This is a genomic window from Nocardioides epinepheli (genome assembly GCF_037936805.1).
Classification (GTDB): domain Bacteria; phylum Actinomycetota; class Actinomycetes; order Propionibacteriales; family Nocardioidaceae; genus Nocardioides.
In genome coordinates this window covers 68,678-86,005 of the sequence record NZ_JBBMMC010000007.1, presented here as the reverse complement: position 1 = coordinate 86,005, position 17,328 = coordinate 68,678, and the positions used below count along the sequence as shown (strand labels likewise).

Sequence of the window (17,328 nt, the reverse complement as noted above, 5' to 3'; positions counted from 1 at the left end):
CTCGAGCCTCAGCTCGCCAGCCACTCCGCGTAGGCGTCGAAGGTGTAGGGGCGGCCGAGGAAGTCGGCGACCAGGTCGGCGGCGTCGGCGGAGCCGCCGGGAGCCAGCACCTTGTCGCGGTAGCGACGCGCGACCTCGGGGGCGAACAGGTCGGCGGAGTCGAAGGCGCTGAAGAGGTCCTTGGCGATCACCAGCGACCACATGTAGGTGTAGTAGGCCGAGCTGTAGCCGCCCAGGTGCCCGAAGGCGGCGAACATGTGGGTGCCGTCGCGGTAGGGCCATGGGGAGTAGCGCTTCTGGAGCTCGACCATCGTGGCGGTGAGGTCGGCAGGGCGGTCGACGTGGAACCAGTACGACATGGAGGCGTAGAACATCTGCACCCGCGCCAGGTAGCCCTTGCCGAAGTCGTCGCTGCGGCGCATCGCCTCCACGAGCTCGGTGGGGATCGGCTCGCCGGACTCGTCGGTGGCGAAGCTGCGCAGGATCTCGGGGTCCCAGGCCCACTCCTCGAGCATCTGGCTCGGCGCCTCCACGAAGTCCCACTCGGTGGCGACCCCGGCGAAGCGGGCCCAGTCGCCGTGTCCGGCGAGCACATGGTGCACGAGGTGGCCGAACTCGTGGAACAAGGTGACGACGTGGTCGTGCTCCATGAGGCCGCGCGAGAAGTTGCAGGTCAAGACGCCCTCGGGCAGCTGCTGCCCGGCGACGCCGTCGGTGAGGGTGAACTGCGCGGCGTGCTTGTACTTGCCCTCGCGCGGGTGCAGGTCGAGATAGATCCGGCCGAGCCCGGCGCCGGACTCGACGTCGACGACGTCGTAGACCGTCACGTCGTCGTGCCAGGCCTGCGCGTCGACGACCTCGTCGTAGCGCAGCCCGAACAGCCGACCGGTGACCTCGAGCAGGCCGGCACGGACCTTGTCGAAGGCGAAGTAGGTGCGCACCTTCTGCGAGTCGACCTCGAGCTGCTCCTTGCGGACCAGCTCCTCGTAGTAGGGGACGTCGGCGCTGGGCACCTCCTCGGCGTCGGGGTGGTCCTGCCGGTAGCGGGCGAGGACGACGGCGACGTCGCGCTCCATCGGCGCCTGCGCCGAGGTGGCGATCCGCTCGATGAACTCCGGGATCGCGGCGCCCTCGCCGATCATCTTGACCTGCGCGTCGTAGGCGGCCCAGTCGGAGAAGCCGACCAGACCGGCGAGCTCGTGGCGCAGGTCGAAGAGCTCGCGCAGGATCGGGTCGCTCTCGGGCCAGCCCCGGTTCAGATAGGCATCGAGCATGTCGGCCCGCACGCCGGCGTCGTGGGCGAACATCCGGGTCGGGATGGCGTCGGGATAGTCGGTGGTGACGGTGACCAGCCCGTCGTCGGCGACCGGATGCGCCTCCAGCCAGTCGGCGGGCAGGCCGTCGAGCCGCTCCGGGGCGACCCGGATGGTGCGGACGTCGTCACGGATGACCTTGCTGAACTCCTGGTCGAGCTCGGTGAGCCGCTCGTTGATCGCGGCGATCCGCGCTCGGGTGGCGTCGTCGCGGTCGACGCCGGAGCGGGTGAAGTCGCGCCGGACCCGCTCGAGCAGACGGGTGGCCTGAGCGTCGAGTCCCTCCGAGGGGAGTGCGTCGAAGAGCTCGAAGAGGTCACGGTCGAGGCTCAGCGCGGTGACCACGCGGCTGACGTCCTGTTCGGCCTTCTCCGCGGTGGTGCGCACCTGCTCGTCGGGGTGGACGTTGCCGATCAGCGAGCCCATCGCAGCGACATTGCCGAGCTCGAGGGTCGCGGCGTCCCACTGCCTCAGCACCTCGAGGGCGCTCTGCGGCGGCGCGGACCGCAGGCCGTCGACGAGCTCCGCGGCGCGGGCGAGGCCCGACTCGGCGCGGTCGCCCACCCACGCGGTCCAGGTGGCGGCGTCGGCATCGGAGGCGGGCATGGTCAACGGAGCGAGGTCGGTCACGGCGCCCACTGTAGGACTCACCGCCGACGGTTCGCTCAGCCGCGCAGCTGGTCGCGGCGCCGGGTCAGGTAGGCCGACTCGGCGGGGTTGTCGATGAGACCGAGCGCGACGTCGTAGGCGGCACGCGCCTCGGCCGAACGACCGAGCCGGCGCAGCAGCTCGGCCCTGGTGACGTGGAAGGGGTGGTAGCCCTCGAGGGCCTCGCCGAGCCGGTCGACGTCGGCGAGCGCCACGGCCGGGCCGTCGAGCTCGGCGGTCGCGACCGCCCGGTTCAGCGCGACGATCGGGCTGGGATCCAGGCGCGCCAGCTGCGCGTAGAGCGTGGCGATCTGGCTCCAGTCGGTGCCGGCGGCGTCCGGCGCGTCGGTGTGGACGGCGTTGATCGCCGCCAGCAGCTGATAGCGGCCGGGCCGGTTGACCCTCAGGCACTCGCGCACCAGCGCGTGCCCTTCGGCGATGAGCGGCCGCGACCAGGCGCCGCGGTCCTGCTCGGGCAGCGGCACCAGCTCGTCACCGGCGATCCGCGCGTCGCGGCGAGCCTCGGTCAGCAGCATGAGCGCCAGCAGACCGGTGACCTCGGGCTCGTCGGGCAGCAGGCTGTGCAGGATGCGCCCCAGGCGGATCGCCTCGGTGGTGAGGTCGTCGCGCACCGACGTCCCGGCCGTCGAGAGATAGCCCTCGTTGAAGACCAGGTAGAGGACGGCGAGCACGCCGGCGACGCGCTCGGGAAGGTCGGCCGCCTCCGGCACGCGGTACGGGATCGCGGCGCCCGCGATCTTCTTCTTCGCGCGGGTGATCCGCTGCGCCATCGTGGTCTCCGGCACGAGGAACGCCTGCGCGATCTCGGCCACGGTGAGCCCGCCGAGCAGGCGGAGGGTCAGCGCGACCCTCGCCTCGGGGGCGAGCGCCGGGTGGCAGCAGGTGAAGATCAGGCGCAGCCGGTCGTCCTCGACGACGCCGGTCGGCTCGTGCGGAGTGTCGTCCTCGATCATCTGGGCCGCCTGGTGCTTGGCGTCGCGGTGCGACTCGCGACGGATGCGATCGAGCGCCTTGCGGGCGGCCGTCGTGGTGAGCCAGCCCCCCGGGTTGGGCGGGACGCCGTCGTCCGGCCACTTCTCCAGGGCCACGACGAGGGCCTCCGCGGCGGCGTCCTCGGCGAGGTCGAGGTCACCGAAGCGCCGCATGAGCGAGGCGACGATGCGCCCGTACTCCTCGCGGTAGACCCGCTCGATCGCCTCCATCGGGTCCCGCTCACCCCTCCTGGAAGGGACGCACCTCGACCGGACCCTGACAGGCCTTCGAGCCGCGCTTGGCCCACTCGAGGGCGGCGTCGAGGTCGGCGGCCTCGATGATCCAGAACCCGCCGAGGTACTCCTTGGACTCCGAGAACGGGCCATCGGTGACGACGGCGGTCTCGCCGGAGTTGTCGACGACGGTGGATGCGTCGGGGGTCTGGAGGCCGCCGGCGAACAGCCAGGCGCCCTCGGCCTGGAGCTGCTCGTTGAAGGCGCCGACCGCCTCGAACATCGGCTGCATGTCCTCGGGGGTCATCTCGGCCATCGCGGCGATGCTCTTCTCGTCGTGGTTGACGGCCAGGAAGTACTGCGGCATGACGTGCTCCTCGGGTATTTGATTCGTCGGGTGGCGCCCGCGGTGGGCGCCGGACACCTGGTCCACGAGCGGGGGTCGGGGAATACGACACCCTCTGGGGAACTTTTTCGAAGAGTTTTCTACCCGAGCCCTGGAGGACGACGCGGAGTGAGTCGGCTGCGTGGCCTGGTGGCAGACACCCGGCCTCTGGAGAACGTGCACTTCCGGCGGCTGTGGCTGGCCAACATCGTCACGGTCATCGGCGCGCAGCTGACGGTCGTCGCCGTACCCGCGCAGATCTACGCCGACACCGGCTCGTCGGCCTACGTAGGCCTGACCGGGGTGTTCGGACTCGTGCCGCTGATCGTCTTCGGGCTCTGGGGTGGCGCGCTCGCCGACGTCTTCGACCGCCGCACCATCCTGGTCTGCACGACCCTCGGACTGATCGTGACCAGCGCACTGTTCTGGCTCCAGGCGGCGCTCGGCAACACCGATGTGTGGCTGCTGCTGATCCTCTTCGCCGTGCAGCAGGCGTTCTTCGGGGTCAACCAGCCGACGCGCAGCGCGATCCTGCCGAGGATCGTGCCGGCCGAGCAGCTCACCGCCGCCAACGCCCTCAACTCGACGGTATTCATGGCCGGCGGCATCGCCGGCCCGCTGGTGGCGGGCGCGCTCATCCCGGTGCTCGGGCTGGAGGGGCTGTATCTGATCGACACGGTCACCTTGTTCGCGACGCTCTCGGCCGTCGTCCGGCTCCCGTCGATGGCGATCGACGCGGTCGTGACCAGGACGCCGGGGCTGCGCTCGGTGATCGAGGGCTTCGGCTACCTGCGCGGCCACCCCGTGCTGCTGATGTCGTTCCTCGTCGACCTGATCGCGATGATCTTCGGGATGCCTCGCGCGCTCTTCCCCGAGATCGCCCACGAGAGCTTCCACGGTCCCGACGAGGGCGGCCTCGCGTTCGCGCTCCTGTTCGCCGCGATCCCCGCCGGGGCCGTGCTCGGCGGCGTGTTCTCCGGATGGGTCTCGCGCATCCGTGCGCAGGGCAAGGCGGTCGTGTGGTGCATCCTCGTCTGGGGTGCGGCGATGACGGGCTTCGGAATCGCCGTCGCGATCGCCGCCGCCTCCGACCGCCTCCGCACGACCTTCCTCGTCGTCGCGGTCGCGATGCTCGTCATCGGCGGCGCCGCCGACATGGCGTCCTCGGCCTTCCGCCAGGCGATCCTGCTGACCTCCGCCACCGACGAGGTCCGCGGCCGGCTCCAAGGCATCTTCATCGTCGTCGTCGCCGGCGGCCCGCGCATCGCCGACGTCGCTCACGGCGCGGCCGCCGCCGCGATCGGGACCTCGGTCGCGGCAGCCGGCGGCGGGGTGCTGGTGATGGTGTTCACCGTCGTCGCGGCGGTCGCGGTGCCGTCGTTCGTGCGGTACCGGCTCACGACCGAGCGGGACTGACGCCCGCGGCGGTGTCGGTGCGCGCGCACCCTCGTAGAATCCCGGCGTGATCGACCCGGACGACCTCGCGGCCACCCTGCGCGTGCTGGGCGCGCTGCACACGGTGCCGGAGGACGACCCCGACCACATCGCGGTCAAGCGGGCGGCGTCGCACATGTACAAGGCGCTCAAGCGGGAGCGGCGGGCGGCCAAGCGGGAGGCCGAGCTCGCGCACGATCGCGCGGTCACCGAGGCGACGGCCACCGGGAGCCCACTGCGCATCGACGACGAGACCGAGGGGCTGCTGCTCACCTCGGTGGCGGCCACCGACGGGCGGTCCTTCGCCGGCGAGCTGATCAACCCGCGCGGTTGTTACATCTGCAAGCAGGACTACACCCTGGTCGATGCGTTCTACCACTGGCTGTGCCCGTCGTGCGCCGAGAGGTCGCACGCCAAGCGTGACCAGGGCACCGACCTCTCCGGGCGGAGAGCACTGCTCACCGGCGGCCGGGCCAAGATCGGGATGTACATCGCGTTGCGGCTGCTGCGCGACGGCGCCCACCTCACGATCACCACGCGATTCCCCCACGACGCCGCGCGCCGGTTCTCCTCGCTCGAGGACAGCGGCGACTGGCTGCACCGGCTCAAGGTCGTCGGCATCGACCTGCGCGACCCGACGCAGGTCGTCGCACTGGCCGACGACGTCGCCGCGGCGGGTCCGCTCGACGTGCTGATCAACAACGCCTGCCAGACCGTGCGCCGCTCGCCGGGCGCCTATGCGCCGCTGGTCGACGCCGAACGCGAGCCGCTGCCCGAGGGGATCGAGCTTCCCGAGCTGGTGACCTTCGACCGGATCTCGGAGCTCCACCCGGCCGCGATCTCCGGCGCGCTCGACCAGGCGCCGGTGGCCCACCACGACGGTGAGTCGATCGAGCACGCGCGGGCCGCCCACACGGCTGCCTCGCTCACCGCGCTGGCACTGCGCGGCGGCAATGCCTCGCTGGACGCGCACCTCGCCGGAACGGCCGTCGACGCCGGGGGGCTCCTCCCCGACGTCGTCATGTCGAACTCATGGACCCAGACCGTCGACCAGGTCGACCCGCTGGAGCTGCTCGAGGTCCAGCTGTGCAACTCGGTGGCACCGTTCCTGCTGGTCTCCCGGCTGCGTCCGGCGCTGGCCGCGGCCGCCGCCGCTGCCCCCTCGGGCCGAGCGCACGTGGTGAACGTGTCCGCGATGGAGGGCCAGTTCGGACGCCGCTACAAGGGCGCCGGGCACCCGCACACGAACATGGCCAAGGCGGCGCTCAACATGCTCACCCGCACCTCGGCGGGCGAGATGTTCGAGACCAACCGGATCCTGATGAACGCCGTCGACACCGGCTGGATCACCGACGAGCGTCCGCACCACGACAAGCTGCGGATCGCGGCCGAGGGCTGGCACGCTCCGCTCGATCTCGTCGACGGGGCGGCGCGGGTCTACGACCCCGTCGTGCGCGGGGAGGCCGGCGAGGACCTGCACGGGCACTTCCTCAAGGACTACGAGCCCAGCCCCTGGTGACCGCTCGCGTCACCGCCCGAGGAGCCCCCGCACGTACGCCGCCTGGCCGACGTGCTGAGTGCCGTCGTTGATCAGGCTCACCAACCGGACGCCGAGGGTCACCGGCGGGTCCCAGCGGGTGTCGACGACCCGGTCGAGGTCGTCGGGGGTCACGGTCGACAGGTAGCGGACGCTCCGCTCGTGGACGGCGTCGAGGTACTCCCCCAGGAGCGACGCGTCCCAGGTGCCGGCACCCACCTCTGCGCTGCTCTGGCCGTATCCGGTCGCCTGCTCGGCGTAGGGGAGTCCGAACCGGGCCGCGAAGGCCGGGTAGACCTGAGGCTCGCCGGCGACGTCGGCGATGTGATCGTCCTGGACCCGGGCCAGGTGCCAGACGAGCCAGCCGATCGGGTTGGCATCCGGCGTCGGACGAAAGGCGAGCTGGTCGGGCGTGAGGCCGTCGAGCACGGCCGAGCCGCTCTCGCGGACCCGGCCCAGGGCGTCGAGGAGCACGTCGGCGGGGGTCATGAGTGCCACGCTGCCACGAACGCGAGGTGGTCCACTACTGTGACGGCCCATGTCCTACCCGGAGCCCCCCACGCCGCCCTCCACCCCGCCCGCACGATCGACCGATCGCGGGCTCACCATCGGCCTGATCGCGATGGTCGGGATCGTCGTCCTGTGCTGCGGCGGACCGGTGGGCGTTGCGCTCACCTTCATCGACACCTCCGACGGCCCCGACGGGCGATCGGGCGGGCAGATCGCCGCGATCGTGGCGATGTACGTGGTGGTCGTCGTGGTCGCGGCGGCCGGGATCATGGCCACCCTCAGCCGCCTGCGAGCCGGGCGCCCCGGCTGGCCGATCGCCGCGGCGACACTGCTCGCGGTGGTGGTGACCTTCTCGCTCGGACTCGGGCTCTTCTTCGTGCTCTGAGCTCAGCCTGGATTCACCGATCTGAGGCTCAGCCGCGCATCCGCTCCAGTCGCTGGGCGAGCAGCGGACGACGGTGCGCGTTGCCGTGCAGCCCGAGATAGCGATCACCGAAGGCCCACAGCAGCGCGTCGTCGAGACGCCGGACCGCACCGGGCGGGTGCCGGTAGTCCATGCGCGCGGCGATCGCCGGCTCGTCGACCCGGCGAAGGACCTCGCTCAGCTCGTCGAACGAGGTGACGCCGAGCTCCAGCAGGAGCCCGGTGATCCAGGCGTAGTGGTCGGTACGCGACCAGCCGGCGTCGGAGAACTGTCCGGCCAGGTAGACCGCGAGCTCGCGGGGGTCCAGGCGGGGGTCGTCGGGGTCGCTCGTGGGCTGGGGCGGCTCGGTGGCCGAGGCGGCGCGGAGCCGGTCGCGGATCTCGGAGAACTCGCGGTCGGCGAGCTCCAGAAGTCCCGCGGCCAGGGTGAAGCGCCGGTCGAACTCGCCGACGTGGGCCTCGGGCACGGTGCCCTTGTACCGGATGTCGTGCTCGAACTCCGCCCAGGCGTGCTGGAGGATCGTGCGGACCTGGACCTGCACGCGCTGGCCGTCGAGGTCGAGCAGCAGGTGTCGGCTCGCATATCCGAACCGTCCCTCGCTGGCGGTCTCCTCGCCGAGGTCGCGATCGTCGACCACGGTGGTCTCCTCGGCCAGGACGTCGGCGACGGCCTCGACGTCGTCGCGCAGGTAGGTGAGCACCCGGACGCCGACCTGGTCGGTGATCTGGTCGAGCGGGTCGTCGTAGAGGACGCGACCGTCGACCTCGCGCTCGGCCTTCTCGGCGAAGGAGGCGACGGTCTTGGTGCGGCCGGTGACGGCGAGGTAGTTGATGCCCGCCTCGTCGAGCATCGCGCGCACCTGCTCCACGGCGTGCTCGCCGGCACGCACCAGCTCGGGGTGACCCTCGGCGTACTCACGGACCGCCTGCCGCACGGTCTCGGCCCGGCTCGGCAGATTCGTCACGGGGGCTCCTCCGAGGGTCGGGGTGAGGATGTAGCCGGAGTCGAGGTCACCGTAGACCGTGACCGCGTCGGGCCGATGGTCGGCGAACCAGGCGACATAGGCGCAGACCGCCGCGTCGACCTGGTCCTCCACGCGGCGCAGCTGGGCCTTCTGGGTGGCCGTCTCCACCTGGTCGCGCAGGACCGCCCACGCGTCGTCGGTACCCACCACGGACTCGACCAGGCTCATCAGGGTCAGCAGCTCCGAGCGCAGCAGCGCGAGATCGCGCCCGGGCTTGGCCTTGTAGCGCAGGACCGTCGGCAGTCCGAACAGCACGATCGTGGCCGCGTGGGGGTAGACCTCCACGCCACGGCGACGGCGTCCGGACCGGGGGTCGATGTCGAGCCCGAGCCGCTTGGCGACCCGCGCGCCCCGGGTGCCCCCGGCGAACTCCGGCTTGCCGGTGTTGGAGGGGTGGGTCCCGGCATGGAAGCGCCGGAAGTCCGCGCTCAGGGCCTGCTCTGCCGGACGCGACCCGGTGGCGTTCTTGACGATCAGGGGGGCGTCGATCCCGGCCAGGCAGTCGCCGTCGTAGGCGGCCAGGGTCCCGGCGATCTCGTCGTCGGTGAGCACCGCGCTCACGTGAAGCAGGCGGGCGTCGACATCGAGAACGGCCAGGCCGGTGGGCCGCCTCTCCCCCCACGCGAGGTCGATGCCGAGGTAGTGCACGCCCTCACCCTGCCGTATCGCCCCCGGATCCGGGTTTCTTCGTTCGGGCACGGCCGGGGATACTTTGAGGCGTTATCAACCTCCGAAGGGTCTCCCAAGGTTGATTACGCCTCAAAGTATCCCCAACCGAATGCCCGTTCGTGCCCGAATGGACCCGAGTCGGCTGGCAGCGGGAGGGGGCCGTCAGCGATCCGCGGCGGCGTGGGCGACCGCGATCGCCGAGCCGAGTCGGGCGTTGTGGCGCACGAGGGCGATGTTGGCGGTCAGGCTGGCGCCGTCGGTGAGCTCGACGATGCGGCCCAGGAGGTACGGCGTCACGTCCTTGCCGCTGATCCCGCGCTCGTCGAGGTCGTTCAGCGCCCGGGCGATCACGGCGTCGATCTCCGCGGCCGGGATCTCGTCCTCGACCGGGATCGGGTTCGCGACCACGAGCCCGCTGGAGAGGCCGAGGCGGCGAGCGGCGGCCATGGCGGTGGCCACCTCGTCGGCCGACTCCACCCGCGAGGGAGCCGAGAAGCCGCTCTCGCGGGAGTAGAAGGCCGGGAAGTCGTAGCTGCCCATCACCATGACCGGCACGCCATTGGTCTCGAGCACCTCCAGCGTGAGGCCGATGTCGAGGATCGACTTCACACCGGCACAGACGACGGTGACCGGCGTGGCAGCCAGCTCGGTGAGGTCGGCGGAGATGTCGAAGGACTCCGAGGCGCCCTGGTGGACGCCGCCGAGCCCGCCGGTGACGAACACGTCGATGCCGGCGAGCGCGGCCAGGCGCATGGTCGCGGCCACGGTGGTCGCGCCGTGGGCCTCCTGCGCGATCGCCAGCGGCAGGTCGCGCACGCTCACCTTGCCGACGGTCGGGTCGCTGGCGAGGAGCTCGAGGTCCTCGGCGGTGAGTCCGGCCCGAGGGACGCCGTGCAGCACCGCGATCGTCGCCGGCACGGCGCCGTTCTCGCGCACGATCCCCTCGACCTCCAACGCCATCGCCACGTTGTCCGGGTAGGGCATCCCGTGGCTGATGATCGTGCTCTCCAACGCGACGACCGGACGGCCCTCCGCGAGTGCGGTGGCGACCTCCTCGGTCAGGCGGATCGGCCCGCCGGGCGTACTCACAGCTGTCTCCTCACAAGCTCGTCGGTCAGGTCGGGTCGGACAGGGTGCGGGCTGGCGACGGTGAGCGCGGCCACGACGTGGGCGTAGCGGGCGGCCTCGGGCGCGGTGGCGCCGCCGAGCCAGGCATGGCAGAAGGCCGCGAGCATCGCGTCGCCGGCGCCGGTGACGTCGACGATGTCGTCGACGGGATGGGGAGCGAACCGGTGGACGCCGTCCGGCGTCACCAGCGTGGAGCCGTCGGGCCCCCGCCGCTCCCAGGTGAGATCGGCGATCACCGGGCCCCCGGCCGAGAGGGCGGCGTACTCCGACGTGCCGGCGGAGAGCAGGAACAGACGTCGCCCGGCGGCGATGGGTGCCAGCCGGACCGCCTTCGGCACGCTCACGGGGTCGAGGGCCACCGGTCCGCTGGCGGCGTCCCAGGCGGCGATCAGGGTGTCTGGGGCGAGGTTGCCGTCGAGGACGACGAGATCGGCGGCGGCGATCAGCTCGCGGTCGAGATGCTCGGGCTCGAGGACCGCGGGCATGTCGGAGACGCCGCCGAGCAGCTCCCCGGAGTCGTCGAGGAGGGCGAGGTAGGTGCCGGTCGCGGCGTCGACCCGCCGGACTCCCGACACCTCGATGCCGGCGGCCCGGCTGGCGGCCAGCACGAGGTCGCCGTGGGGGTCCTCCCCCACGACGGCGATCAGATGCGTCTCGGTGCCGAGCCGGGCGAGGTTCTCCGCGATATTGCGGCCCACTCCTCCGGCGGTGATGGTCACCCGGCCGGGATTGCTGGTGGCGCCCAAGGGCGGGTCGGCGGGACGACCCATGAGGTCGACGTTCGCTCCGCCGACCACCACCACGAACCCCACGCGCAGCAGCCTCGCAGATCCTCCTGCTCGACCGATGAGTCGGGGTGTCGGCGGTGGTCGCTACTGTCGCGGCACGCCACGCAACCTGCAGCCGACGGCGCCGCGTGAGGAGACTCGAGACGATGGCAGACATGATCCGGGCGCGAGGCCTGGTCAAGCGCTACAAGGAGGTCGAGGCACTTCGCGGCCTCGACCTCGACGTACCCGAGGGCACCGTCCTGGCGCTGCTCGGGCCCAACGGCGCGGGCAAGACCACCGCGGTGCGCTGCCTGACCACGCTGCTGGTGCCCGACGAGGGGACCGCCGAGATCGCGGGTGTCGACGTGCTCGCCGACCCGCAGGGGGTGCGCCGCCGCATCGGCCTCTCGGGCCAGTACGCCGCCGTCGACGAGCACCTGACCGGATTCGAGAACCTCACCATGGTCGGACGGCTCTACGGCCTCGACAAGCGCCGCGCTCGCGAGCGCGGCCGCGAGCTGCTGGCGCGGTTCGATCTCTCCGACGCCGGCGACCGACCCTCCAAGACCTACTCCGGCGGCATGCGCCGCCGCCTCGACCTGGCCGGTGCGCTCGTGGCCGAGCCCCCGGTGCTCGTGCTCGACGAGCCGACCACCGGCCTGGACGTCCGGGCCCGTCAGCAGATGTGGGACGTCATCCGCGAGCTCGTCGCCAGCGGCGCCACCTTGCTGCTCACCACCCAGTACCTCGAGGAGGCCGACCGGCTCGCCGACGACATCGTCGTGATCGACCACGGCCAGGCCATCGCCCACGGCACTGCCGACGAGCTGAAGGCGCAGACCGGTGGCGAGCGGATCGAGGTAGTCATCGGCGACCGCAGCCAGGTCGACACCGCGGTCCGCCTGCTTCGCGAGGTGACGGTCGGCGAGGTCCAGATCGACGAGCGCACCCTGGTCGGCGCGGTCGCCGACGGGCCACGGTCGTTGCGCCGCCTGCTCGACGGGCTCGAGCGCGAGGGGGTCGGCGTCCTCGACATCGGACTGCGCCGCCCCACTCTCGACGACGTCTTCCTCACCCTCACCGGTCACGTCGCCGACGCCGGCGACCGGTCGGGCGAGATCACCGAGACCGATCACCCGGGTTCCGCGCTGCACCTCGAGAAGGAGTCCCAGGCATGAGCACCCCGACCAGCACGCCCGCGGGCACGACCGCCTCCTCCGGAGGCCTGGCCCAGGCGCTCTCCGACGGCTGGGTCGTCGCCCAGCGCAACCTGATCAAGATCAAGCGCGTACCCGAGGTGCTGGTCTTCGTCCTGATCAGCCCGATCATGTTCGTGCTGCTGTTCGCCTATGTATTCGGCGGAGCGATCACCCCGCCCGGCGCGGTGGGCTACAAGGAGTTCCTGATCGCCGGGATCTTCTCCCAGACGGTCGTCTTCGGCGCCACCTTCACCGGCGCCGGGCTCGCCGAGGACATGCAGAAGGGCATCATCGACCGATTCCGGTCGCTGCCGATGTCCCGCTCGGCGGTGCTGATCGGGCGCACGACGTCCGACGTGGTCTACAACGTGCTCTCGCTGGTCATCATGGCGCTCACAGGCCTGTTGGTGGGCTGGCGGATCCGCGAGGGCGCCGTCGACGCCGCGCTCGGCTTCCTCCTGCTGCTGCTCTTCGCCTACGCGATCAGCTGGGTGATGGCCTTCATCGGCCTGATCGTGCCGAGCGTGGAGGTCATCAACAACGCCTCGTTCATCGTGATCATGCCGCTCACGTTCGTCTCGAACGCATTCGTGCCGACCGAGCAGTTCGACGGGGTGCTGCGCCACTTCGTGGAGTGGAACCCGGTCTCCACGCTCACCCAGGCGTGCCGCGAGCTCTTCGGCAACACCGGCGGGCAGGTCCCCAGTGATGCCTGGCCGATGCAGAACCCGGCGGTCTACACGCTGATCTGGGTCGCGCTGATCCTGGTCGTCTTCATGCCGCTCTCGGTGCGCCAGTACCGGCGGGCCAGCTCGAAATAGGCAACTAACTGGACTCGGCTCAGCCCTGGACGGCCTTCGCCCAGGTCCAGGGGTACTCGCCGTCCTCGACGGCGAGACCGCCCTCGCCCAGGTCGAGCGGGGCGAAGGTGTCGACCATGACCGCCGACTCCTCGAAGTACTCCGCACCGAGCGATCCCTCGATCGCAGAGGGCTGCGGACCGTGGGCGTGGCCGCCGGGGTGCAACGAGATGGAGCCCAGCCCGATGCCGGAGCCCTTGCGTGCCTCGTAGTCGCCGGCGACGTAGAACATCACCTCGTCGGAGTCGACGTTGGAGTGGTAGTAGGGCACCGGGACCGCGAGCTCGTGGTAGTCGACCTTGCGCGGCAGGAAGTTGCAGATCACGAAGTTGTGCCCCTCGAAGACCTGGTGCACCGGCGGCGGCTGGTGGATCTTGCCGGTGATCGGCATGTAGTCGTCGATGTTGAACGTGTAGGGGTACAGGCAGCCGTCCCAGCCGACGACGTCGAACGGATGGGTCGCATAGGTGTAGCGAGTGCCGACGATCTGGCCGTTCACCCGGTGCTTGACCAGGACCTCGACGTCGGTGTCGCCGGACTCGTCGAGCAGTGGACCGCCGGCCGGGCCGTGCAGGTCGCGCTCGCAGAACGGCGCGTGCTCGAGCAGCTGGCCGTAGCGCGAGAGATTGCGCTTGGGCGGGGCGATGTGGCTGTTGGCCTCGATGGCGTAGAGCCGCGAGGGCTCGGCGGGCACCCAGCGGTGGGTCGTCGCGCGCGGGACGACCACATAGTCGCCGGCGCGATAGGGCAGCACCCCGAACACCGTCTCGACGGTGCCGGCGCCGGCCTCGACGAACACGCACTCGTCGCCGATCGCATTGCGGCACAGCGGCGAGGGCCCGCTCTCGGCGCCGCCGGTGACGACATAGGAGATCCGGACGTCGGCATTGCCGAGCACCAGCCGGCGATCGGTGACGGCGTCCGTGCCGGTCTGGAGGTCGTGGAGCCGCAGGTGCCGTGGGATCAGCGGGTGATTGGGCGTGCGGGTCTGGTCGGGAAGCTCCCACACGGTGGCCGAGGAGATCGCCGAGGGAACGCCGCGGTGGTAGAGCAGCGAGGAGTCGGAGAAGAAGCCCTCCTCGCCCATCAGCTCCTCGTAGTAGAGGTTGCCGTTGGGGTCACGGAACTGGGTGTGCCGCTTCTGCGGGACCTCACCGACCTGCCGGTAGTACGCCATCGCTCCGCCCTCTCCGTGACGCGTTCGATAATAGAACACTTGATGTTCTCATTTCGGACGATAGTCGCTAGGGTGAGTGCGTGTCCATCCCCGAACCGATTCCCCGGCCCTTCCGACACCTGGTCGACGACGCCGCGATCTTCCCGCCCGGACTGGCCCCGCTGCCCGACTCGGTGACCGCTCACCTCGAGCGCCGACCCGGGTCGCTGGGCGGGCTCGTCGGCCCCTACATCGTCGACGTCGGCCGTCTGGGTGCGCTCGCCGAGCTCGACGGCATCACCGGACTCGACGTCAGCGTGGTGATCACCCTGGTCCCCGAGATCGCCCTGGCTACCGCCCTTTGCGACGCCGCCGGCCCCTCCCTTCGCAGCCTCGAGCTGCGGCTCCTGCCCGACGCCGAACCGGAGACGGCACTGCCCACCGCGGCGCAGTTGACCCCGAGCGGCGCGGAGACCTACGTCGAGGCGCCGCGCCCCGGCTCGCCGGGGTGGACGACGACGCGGGACCAGGCGGCGACGCACGGCCTACGGCTGAAGTTCCGCACCGGCGGCACCGAGAGCGCCGCGTTCCCCACCGAGGCCGAGGTGGCGCAGTGGATCGCCGACGCCGTCGAGCGCGACGTGCCGTTCAAGTGCACCGCCGGGCTCCACCACGCCCTGCGCCACACCGCCGCGGACACCGGCTTCGAGCACCACGGCTTCCTCAACGTCCTGCTTGCCACGGTGCGGGCCGCTGGCGGAGCCGACCGCGAGGAGGTCATCGCCACGCTCGCCGACCGCGATCCCGAGAGCGTGACCACCGCCGTCCGCGCCGCCCGGGCCGTCGGCGAGCTGGCCGCGGCCAGGGAGCGCTTCGTGTCCTTCGGCTCGTGCAGCATCGCCGAGCCCTATGCCGACCTGGCCTCGCTCGGCCTGCTCGATCCCGCCTAACCCTGGATTCACCGATTCTCGCCGGCTGCGCGCCACCATATGGGCACGCTGGCGGCGTTGCGGCCGCTCGATGGTCAACCAGAACGCCTTCGCGACCGCGCCTTGCCATCGCACCCATCTGGTGACGCTCGCCAAGCCGACAATCGGTGAATCCAGGCTAACTCACCCGAGGAGAACCTTCATGACCGAGACCACCTGGGTCGACGGCGCCGCCGGCAGCCTCTACGACCTCGACAACCTGCCCTACGCGGTGTTCAGCGACGCCACGCAGGACGAGCCGCGGCTCGGCGTCCGGATCGGCGACCACGTGCTCGACCTCGGCGCCGCCGCGCGCGAGCTGCGCCCCGAGTGGGCGCCGCTGCTCGACGTGGCCGCACTGAACCCCCTGATGGCCGCCGGCCCCGAGACCTGGGCGGCGGTGCGCTCCTGGGTGAACGACCTGCTCTCCGACGAGAGCAACCGCGAGCGGGTCACCCTGCATCCGATCGCGGACGTCGTCACGCACCTGCCCTTCGAGGTCGCCGACTACGTCGACTACTACGCCTCGGAGCACCACGCCACCAACGTCGGCCGGATCTTCCGCCCCGACGGCGACGCGCTGCTGCCCAACTGGAAGCACCTGCCGGTCGGCTACCACGGCCGCGCCGGCTCCATCGTCGTCTCCGGCACCGACATCCACCGGCCGGCCGGTCAGCGCAAGGCGCCGAGCGACGACGGCCCGACCTACGGCCCATCCCAACGCCTCGACATCGAGGCCGAGCTCGGGTTCATGGTGGGCCGCTCGGTGCCGCTCGGACAGCGGGTCGGCACCGGGGAGTTCGCCGAGACGGTCTTCGGCGTCACCGGCGTCAACGACTGGTCGGCGCGCGACATCCAGGCCTGGGAGTACGTGCCGCTCGGCCCCAACCTCGCCAAGTCCTTCGCCACCTCCGTCTCCGCCTGGGTCACCCCGCTGGCCGCGCTCGACGCGGCCCGGATCGACCTCCCCGAGCAGGAGGTGCCCGTCCTGCCGTACCTGGAGGAGAGCAACGCCACGACCTACGACATCGACGTCGAGGTCGAGCTCAACGGCGTCGTCGTGGCCCGGCCGCCCTATCGCACGATGTACTGGTCGCCGGCCCAGATGCTGGCCCACCTCACCGTCAACGGCGCCTCCCTGCGGGTCGGCGACTTCTACGCCTCGGGCACGATCAGCGGATCGGAGAAGGACCAGCGCGGCTCGTTCCTCGAGCTGTCGTGGGGCGGCAAGGAGCCGTTCGTGCTCGACGGCGAGGAGCGCTCCTTCCTCCAGGACGGCGACGAGGTGGTGCTCCGCTACAGCGCGCCGGGTGCGCGCGGCGGCCGGATCGGGTTGGGTGAGGTCCGTGGCCGCATCCTCCCGACCCTCTGACACCGAGGGCGGCTCACAGACCCTGGAGCGCGGGCTCGCCGTGCTCGTCGAGCTCGGCGCCGGTCCGCGCGGACTCACCACCGCCGAGGTGGCGGCGGCGTGCGGGCTGCACCGCTCGATCACGCATCGGCTGCTGGTCTCGCTGACCCGCAGCGGCTTCGCGGTGCGCGACGCCGAGGGGCGATTCACCGTGGGACCCGCCGCCCTCGACCTCGCCGAGCGCGCCGGACGCGGCCTCCCCCGGCTGCGCGATGTCGCCGAGCCGGTACTGCACCGGCTCGCCGTCGAGATCGACGCGACGGCGTCCCTCGTCGAGGTGGTCGGTGATGCCGCGGTGACCACCCTGGTCGCCGAGCCGCCGACCCATGGACCGCGGTTCTCCTACCGGCTGGGCAACCGCGACCCGCTCGACCGCGGTGCCGGCGGCCTCGCGGCGCTCGCCTCGGGTCCGGAGCGCGCCGGGGAGCCGGCGCGGGTGGCCGCCGTCCGCGAGACCGGACACATCACCACCTGCGCCGAGCTCAACCCGGGCGCCTACGCCGTCGCCGCGCCGCTGCCCGGATGGCCGGTGCGCGCCGCCGTCAACGTGGTCGCCTCGCACGAGGAGGTTCTGAGCACCGCGCTCGAGCCGGTGCTGCGCGCGGCCCGCGAGATCACCGCCGCGCTCTCCTGAACGAGTCGACTCCGCCCCCACCGGCATCGGTA

General features: G+C 71.5%; 16 protein-coding genes. 8 read left to right on the top strand and 8 right to left on the bottom strand.

Going from position 1 to position 17,328, the window contains the following annotated elements; genetic code table 11:
* Nucleotides 1–8: 8 nt before the first annotated feature.
* Genes WMR31_RS11235 through WMR31_RS11225 form a run of 3 tightly spaced genes read right to left on the bottom strand, consistent with a single transcriptional unit; the run spans nucleotide 9 to nucleotide 3,554 of the window.
* On the bottom strand, nucleotides 9–1,943 hold the full coding sequence (locus WMR31_RS11235; RefSeq protein ID WP_340538914.1) for a M3 family metallopeptidase: 1,935 nt from the start codon (nucleotides 1,941–1,943) through the stop codon (nucleotides 9–11).
* 35 nt (nucleotides 1,944–1,978) lie between these two features.
* Nucleotides 1,979–3,184: an RNA polymerase sigma factor gene (locus tag WMR31_RS11230; protein ID WP_340538913.1), complete on the bottom strand. Its 1,206-nt coding sequence runs from the start codon at nucleotides 3,182–3,184 to the stop codon at nucleotides 1,979–1,981.
* Nucleotides 3,185–3,194: 10 nt separating this feature from the next.
* Nucleotides 3,195–3,554, bottom strand: coding sequence for a YciI family protein (locus WMR31_RS11225; RefSeq protein ID WP_340538912.1), 360 nt, complete (start codon nucleotides 3,552–3,554; stop codon nucleotides 3,195–3,197).
* Nucleotides 3,555–3,701: 147 nt separating this feature from the next.
* Between WMR31_RS11225 and WMR31_RS11220 the strand changes: the two genes are divergently transcribed.
* Entirely contained in the window at nucleotides 3,702–4,988 is a 1,287-nt protein-coding gene (locus WMR31_RS11220) for an MFS transporter (protein ID WP_340538911.1), read from the top strand.
* Between the two features lie 46 nt (nucleotides 4,989–5,034).
* The gene (locus WMR31_RS11215) at nucleotides 5,035–6,525 is read left to right on the top strand and encodes an SDR family NAD(P)-dependent oxidoreductase (protein WP_340538910.1); all 1,491 of its coding nucleotides are present in this window, start codon (nucleotides 5,035–5,037) and stop codon (nucleotides 6,523–6,525) included.
* Between the two features lie 9 nt (nucleotides 6,526–6,534).
* Here the strand turns inward: WMR31_RS11215 and WMR31_RS11210 are convergent, their stop codons facing one another.
* On the bottom strand, nucleotides 6,535–7,032 hold the full coding sequence (locus WMR31_RS11210; protein WP_340538909.1) for a mycothiol transferase: 498 nt from the start codon (nucleotides 7,030–7,032) through the stop codon (nucleotides 6,535–6,537).
* 49 nt (nucleotides 7,033–7,081) lie between these two features.
* Between WMR31_RS11210 and WMR31_RS11205 the strand changes: the two genes are divergently transcribed.
* Entirely contained in the window at nucleotides 7,082–7,438 is a 357-nt protein-coding gene (locus WMR31_RS11205) for a hypothetical protein (protein ID WP_340538908.1), read from the top strand.
* A 28-nt stretch (nucleotides 7,439–7,466) separates the two neighbouring features.
* Here the strand turns inward: WMR31_RS11205 and WMR31_RS11200 are convergent, their stop codons facing one another.
* The 3 genes from WMR31_RS11200 to WMR31_RS11190 all read right to left on the bottom strand — a co-directional run bounded on the left by WMR31_RS11200 (nucleotide 7,467) and on the right by WMR31_RS11190 (nucleotide 11,110).
* Nucleotides 7,467–9,149, bottom strand: a complete 1,683-nt coding sequence (locus tag WMR31_RS11200) for a DUF429 domain-containing protein (RefSeq protein ID WP_340538907.1) — start codon at nucleotides 9,147–9,149, stop codon at nucleotides 7,467–7,469.
* A 183-nt stretch (nucleotides 9,150–9,332) separates the two neighbouring features.
* On the bottom strand, nucleotides 9,333–10,259 hold the full coding sequence (locus WMR31_RS11195; protein ID WP_340538906.1) for a pseudouridine-5'-phosphate glycosidase: 927 nt from the start codon (nucleotides 10,257–10,259) through the stop codon (nucleotides 9,333–9,335).
* Complete coding sequence (locus WMR31_RS11190; protein WP_340538905.1) at nucleotides 10,256–11,110, bottom strand: carbohydrate kinase family protein; 855 nt, start codon at nucleotides 11,108–11,110, stop codon at nucleotides 10,256–10,258. Before WMR31_RS11190 ends, WMR31_RS11195 begins: the two co-directional genes overlap by 4 nt.
* A 122-nt stretch (nucleotides 11,111–11,232) precedes the next feature.
* Between WMR31_RS11190 and WMR31_RS11185 the strand changes: the two genes are divergently transcribed.
* Both WMR31_RS11185 and WMR31_RS11180 read left to right on the top strand, forming a co-directional pair.
* Nucleotides 11,233–12,246 (top strand): ATP-binding cassette domain-containing protein, encoded by a 1,014-nt coding sequence (locus tag WMR31_RS11185; RefSeq protein WP_340538904.1) that lies wholly within the window; start codon nucleotides 11,233–11,235, stop codon nucleotides 12,244–12,246.
* Complete coding sequence (locus WMR31_RS11180; protein WP_340538903.1) at nucleotides 12,243–13,088, top strand: ABC transporter permease; 846 nt, start codon at nucleotides 12,243–12,245, stop codon at nucleotides 13,086–13,088. Before WMR31_RS11185 ends, WMR31_RS11180 begins: the two co-directional genes overlap by 4 nt.
* Nucleotides 13,089–13,107: 19 nt before the next feature.
* Here the strand turns inward: WMR31_RS11180 and WMR31_RS11175 are convergent, their stop codons facing one another.
* Entirely contained in the window at nucleotides 13,108–14,304 is a 1,197-nt protein-coding gene (locus WMR31_RS11175) for a homogentisate 1,2-dioxygenase (RefSeq protein WP_340538902.1), read from the bottom strand.
* Between the two features lie 80 nt (nucleotides 14,305–14,384).
* Here WMR31_RS11175 and WMR31_RS11170 point away from each other — a divergent pair, with 80 nt between their 5' ends.
* From WMR31_RS11170 to WMR31_RS11160, 3 genes are all read left to right on the top strand, one after another.
* Nucleotides 14,385–15,233 (top strand): hypothetical protein, encoded by an 849-nt coding sequence (locus tag WMR31_RS11170; RefSeq protein WP_340538901.1) that lies wholly within the window; start codon nucleotides 14,385–14,387, stop codon nucleotides 15,231–15,233.
* Between the two features lie 181 nt (nucleotides 15,234–15,414).
* Nucleotides 15,415–16,623, top strand: coding sequence for a fumarylacetoacetase (gene fahA, locus WMR31_RS11165; protein WP_340538900.1), 1,209 nt, complete (start codon nucleotides 15,415–15,417; stop codon nucleotides 16,621–16,623).
* The gene (locus tag WMR31_RS11160) at nucleotides 16,598–17,296 is read left to right on the top strand and encodes an IclR family transcriptional regulator (RefSeq protein ID WP_340538899.1); all 699 of its coding nucleotides are present in this window, start codon (nucleotides 16,598–16,600) and stop codon (nucleotides 17,294–17,296) included. Before fahA ends, WMR31_RS11160 begins: the two co-directional genes overlap by 26 nt.
* Nucleotides 17,297–17,328 lie beyond the last annotated feature (32 nt).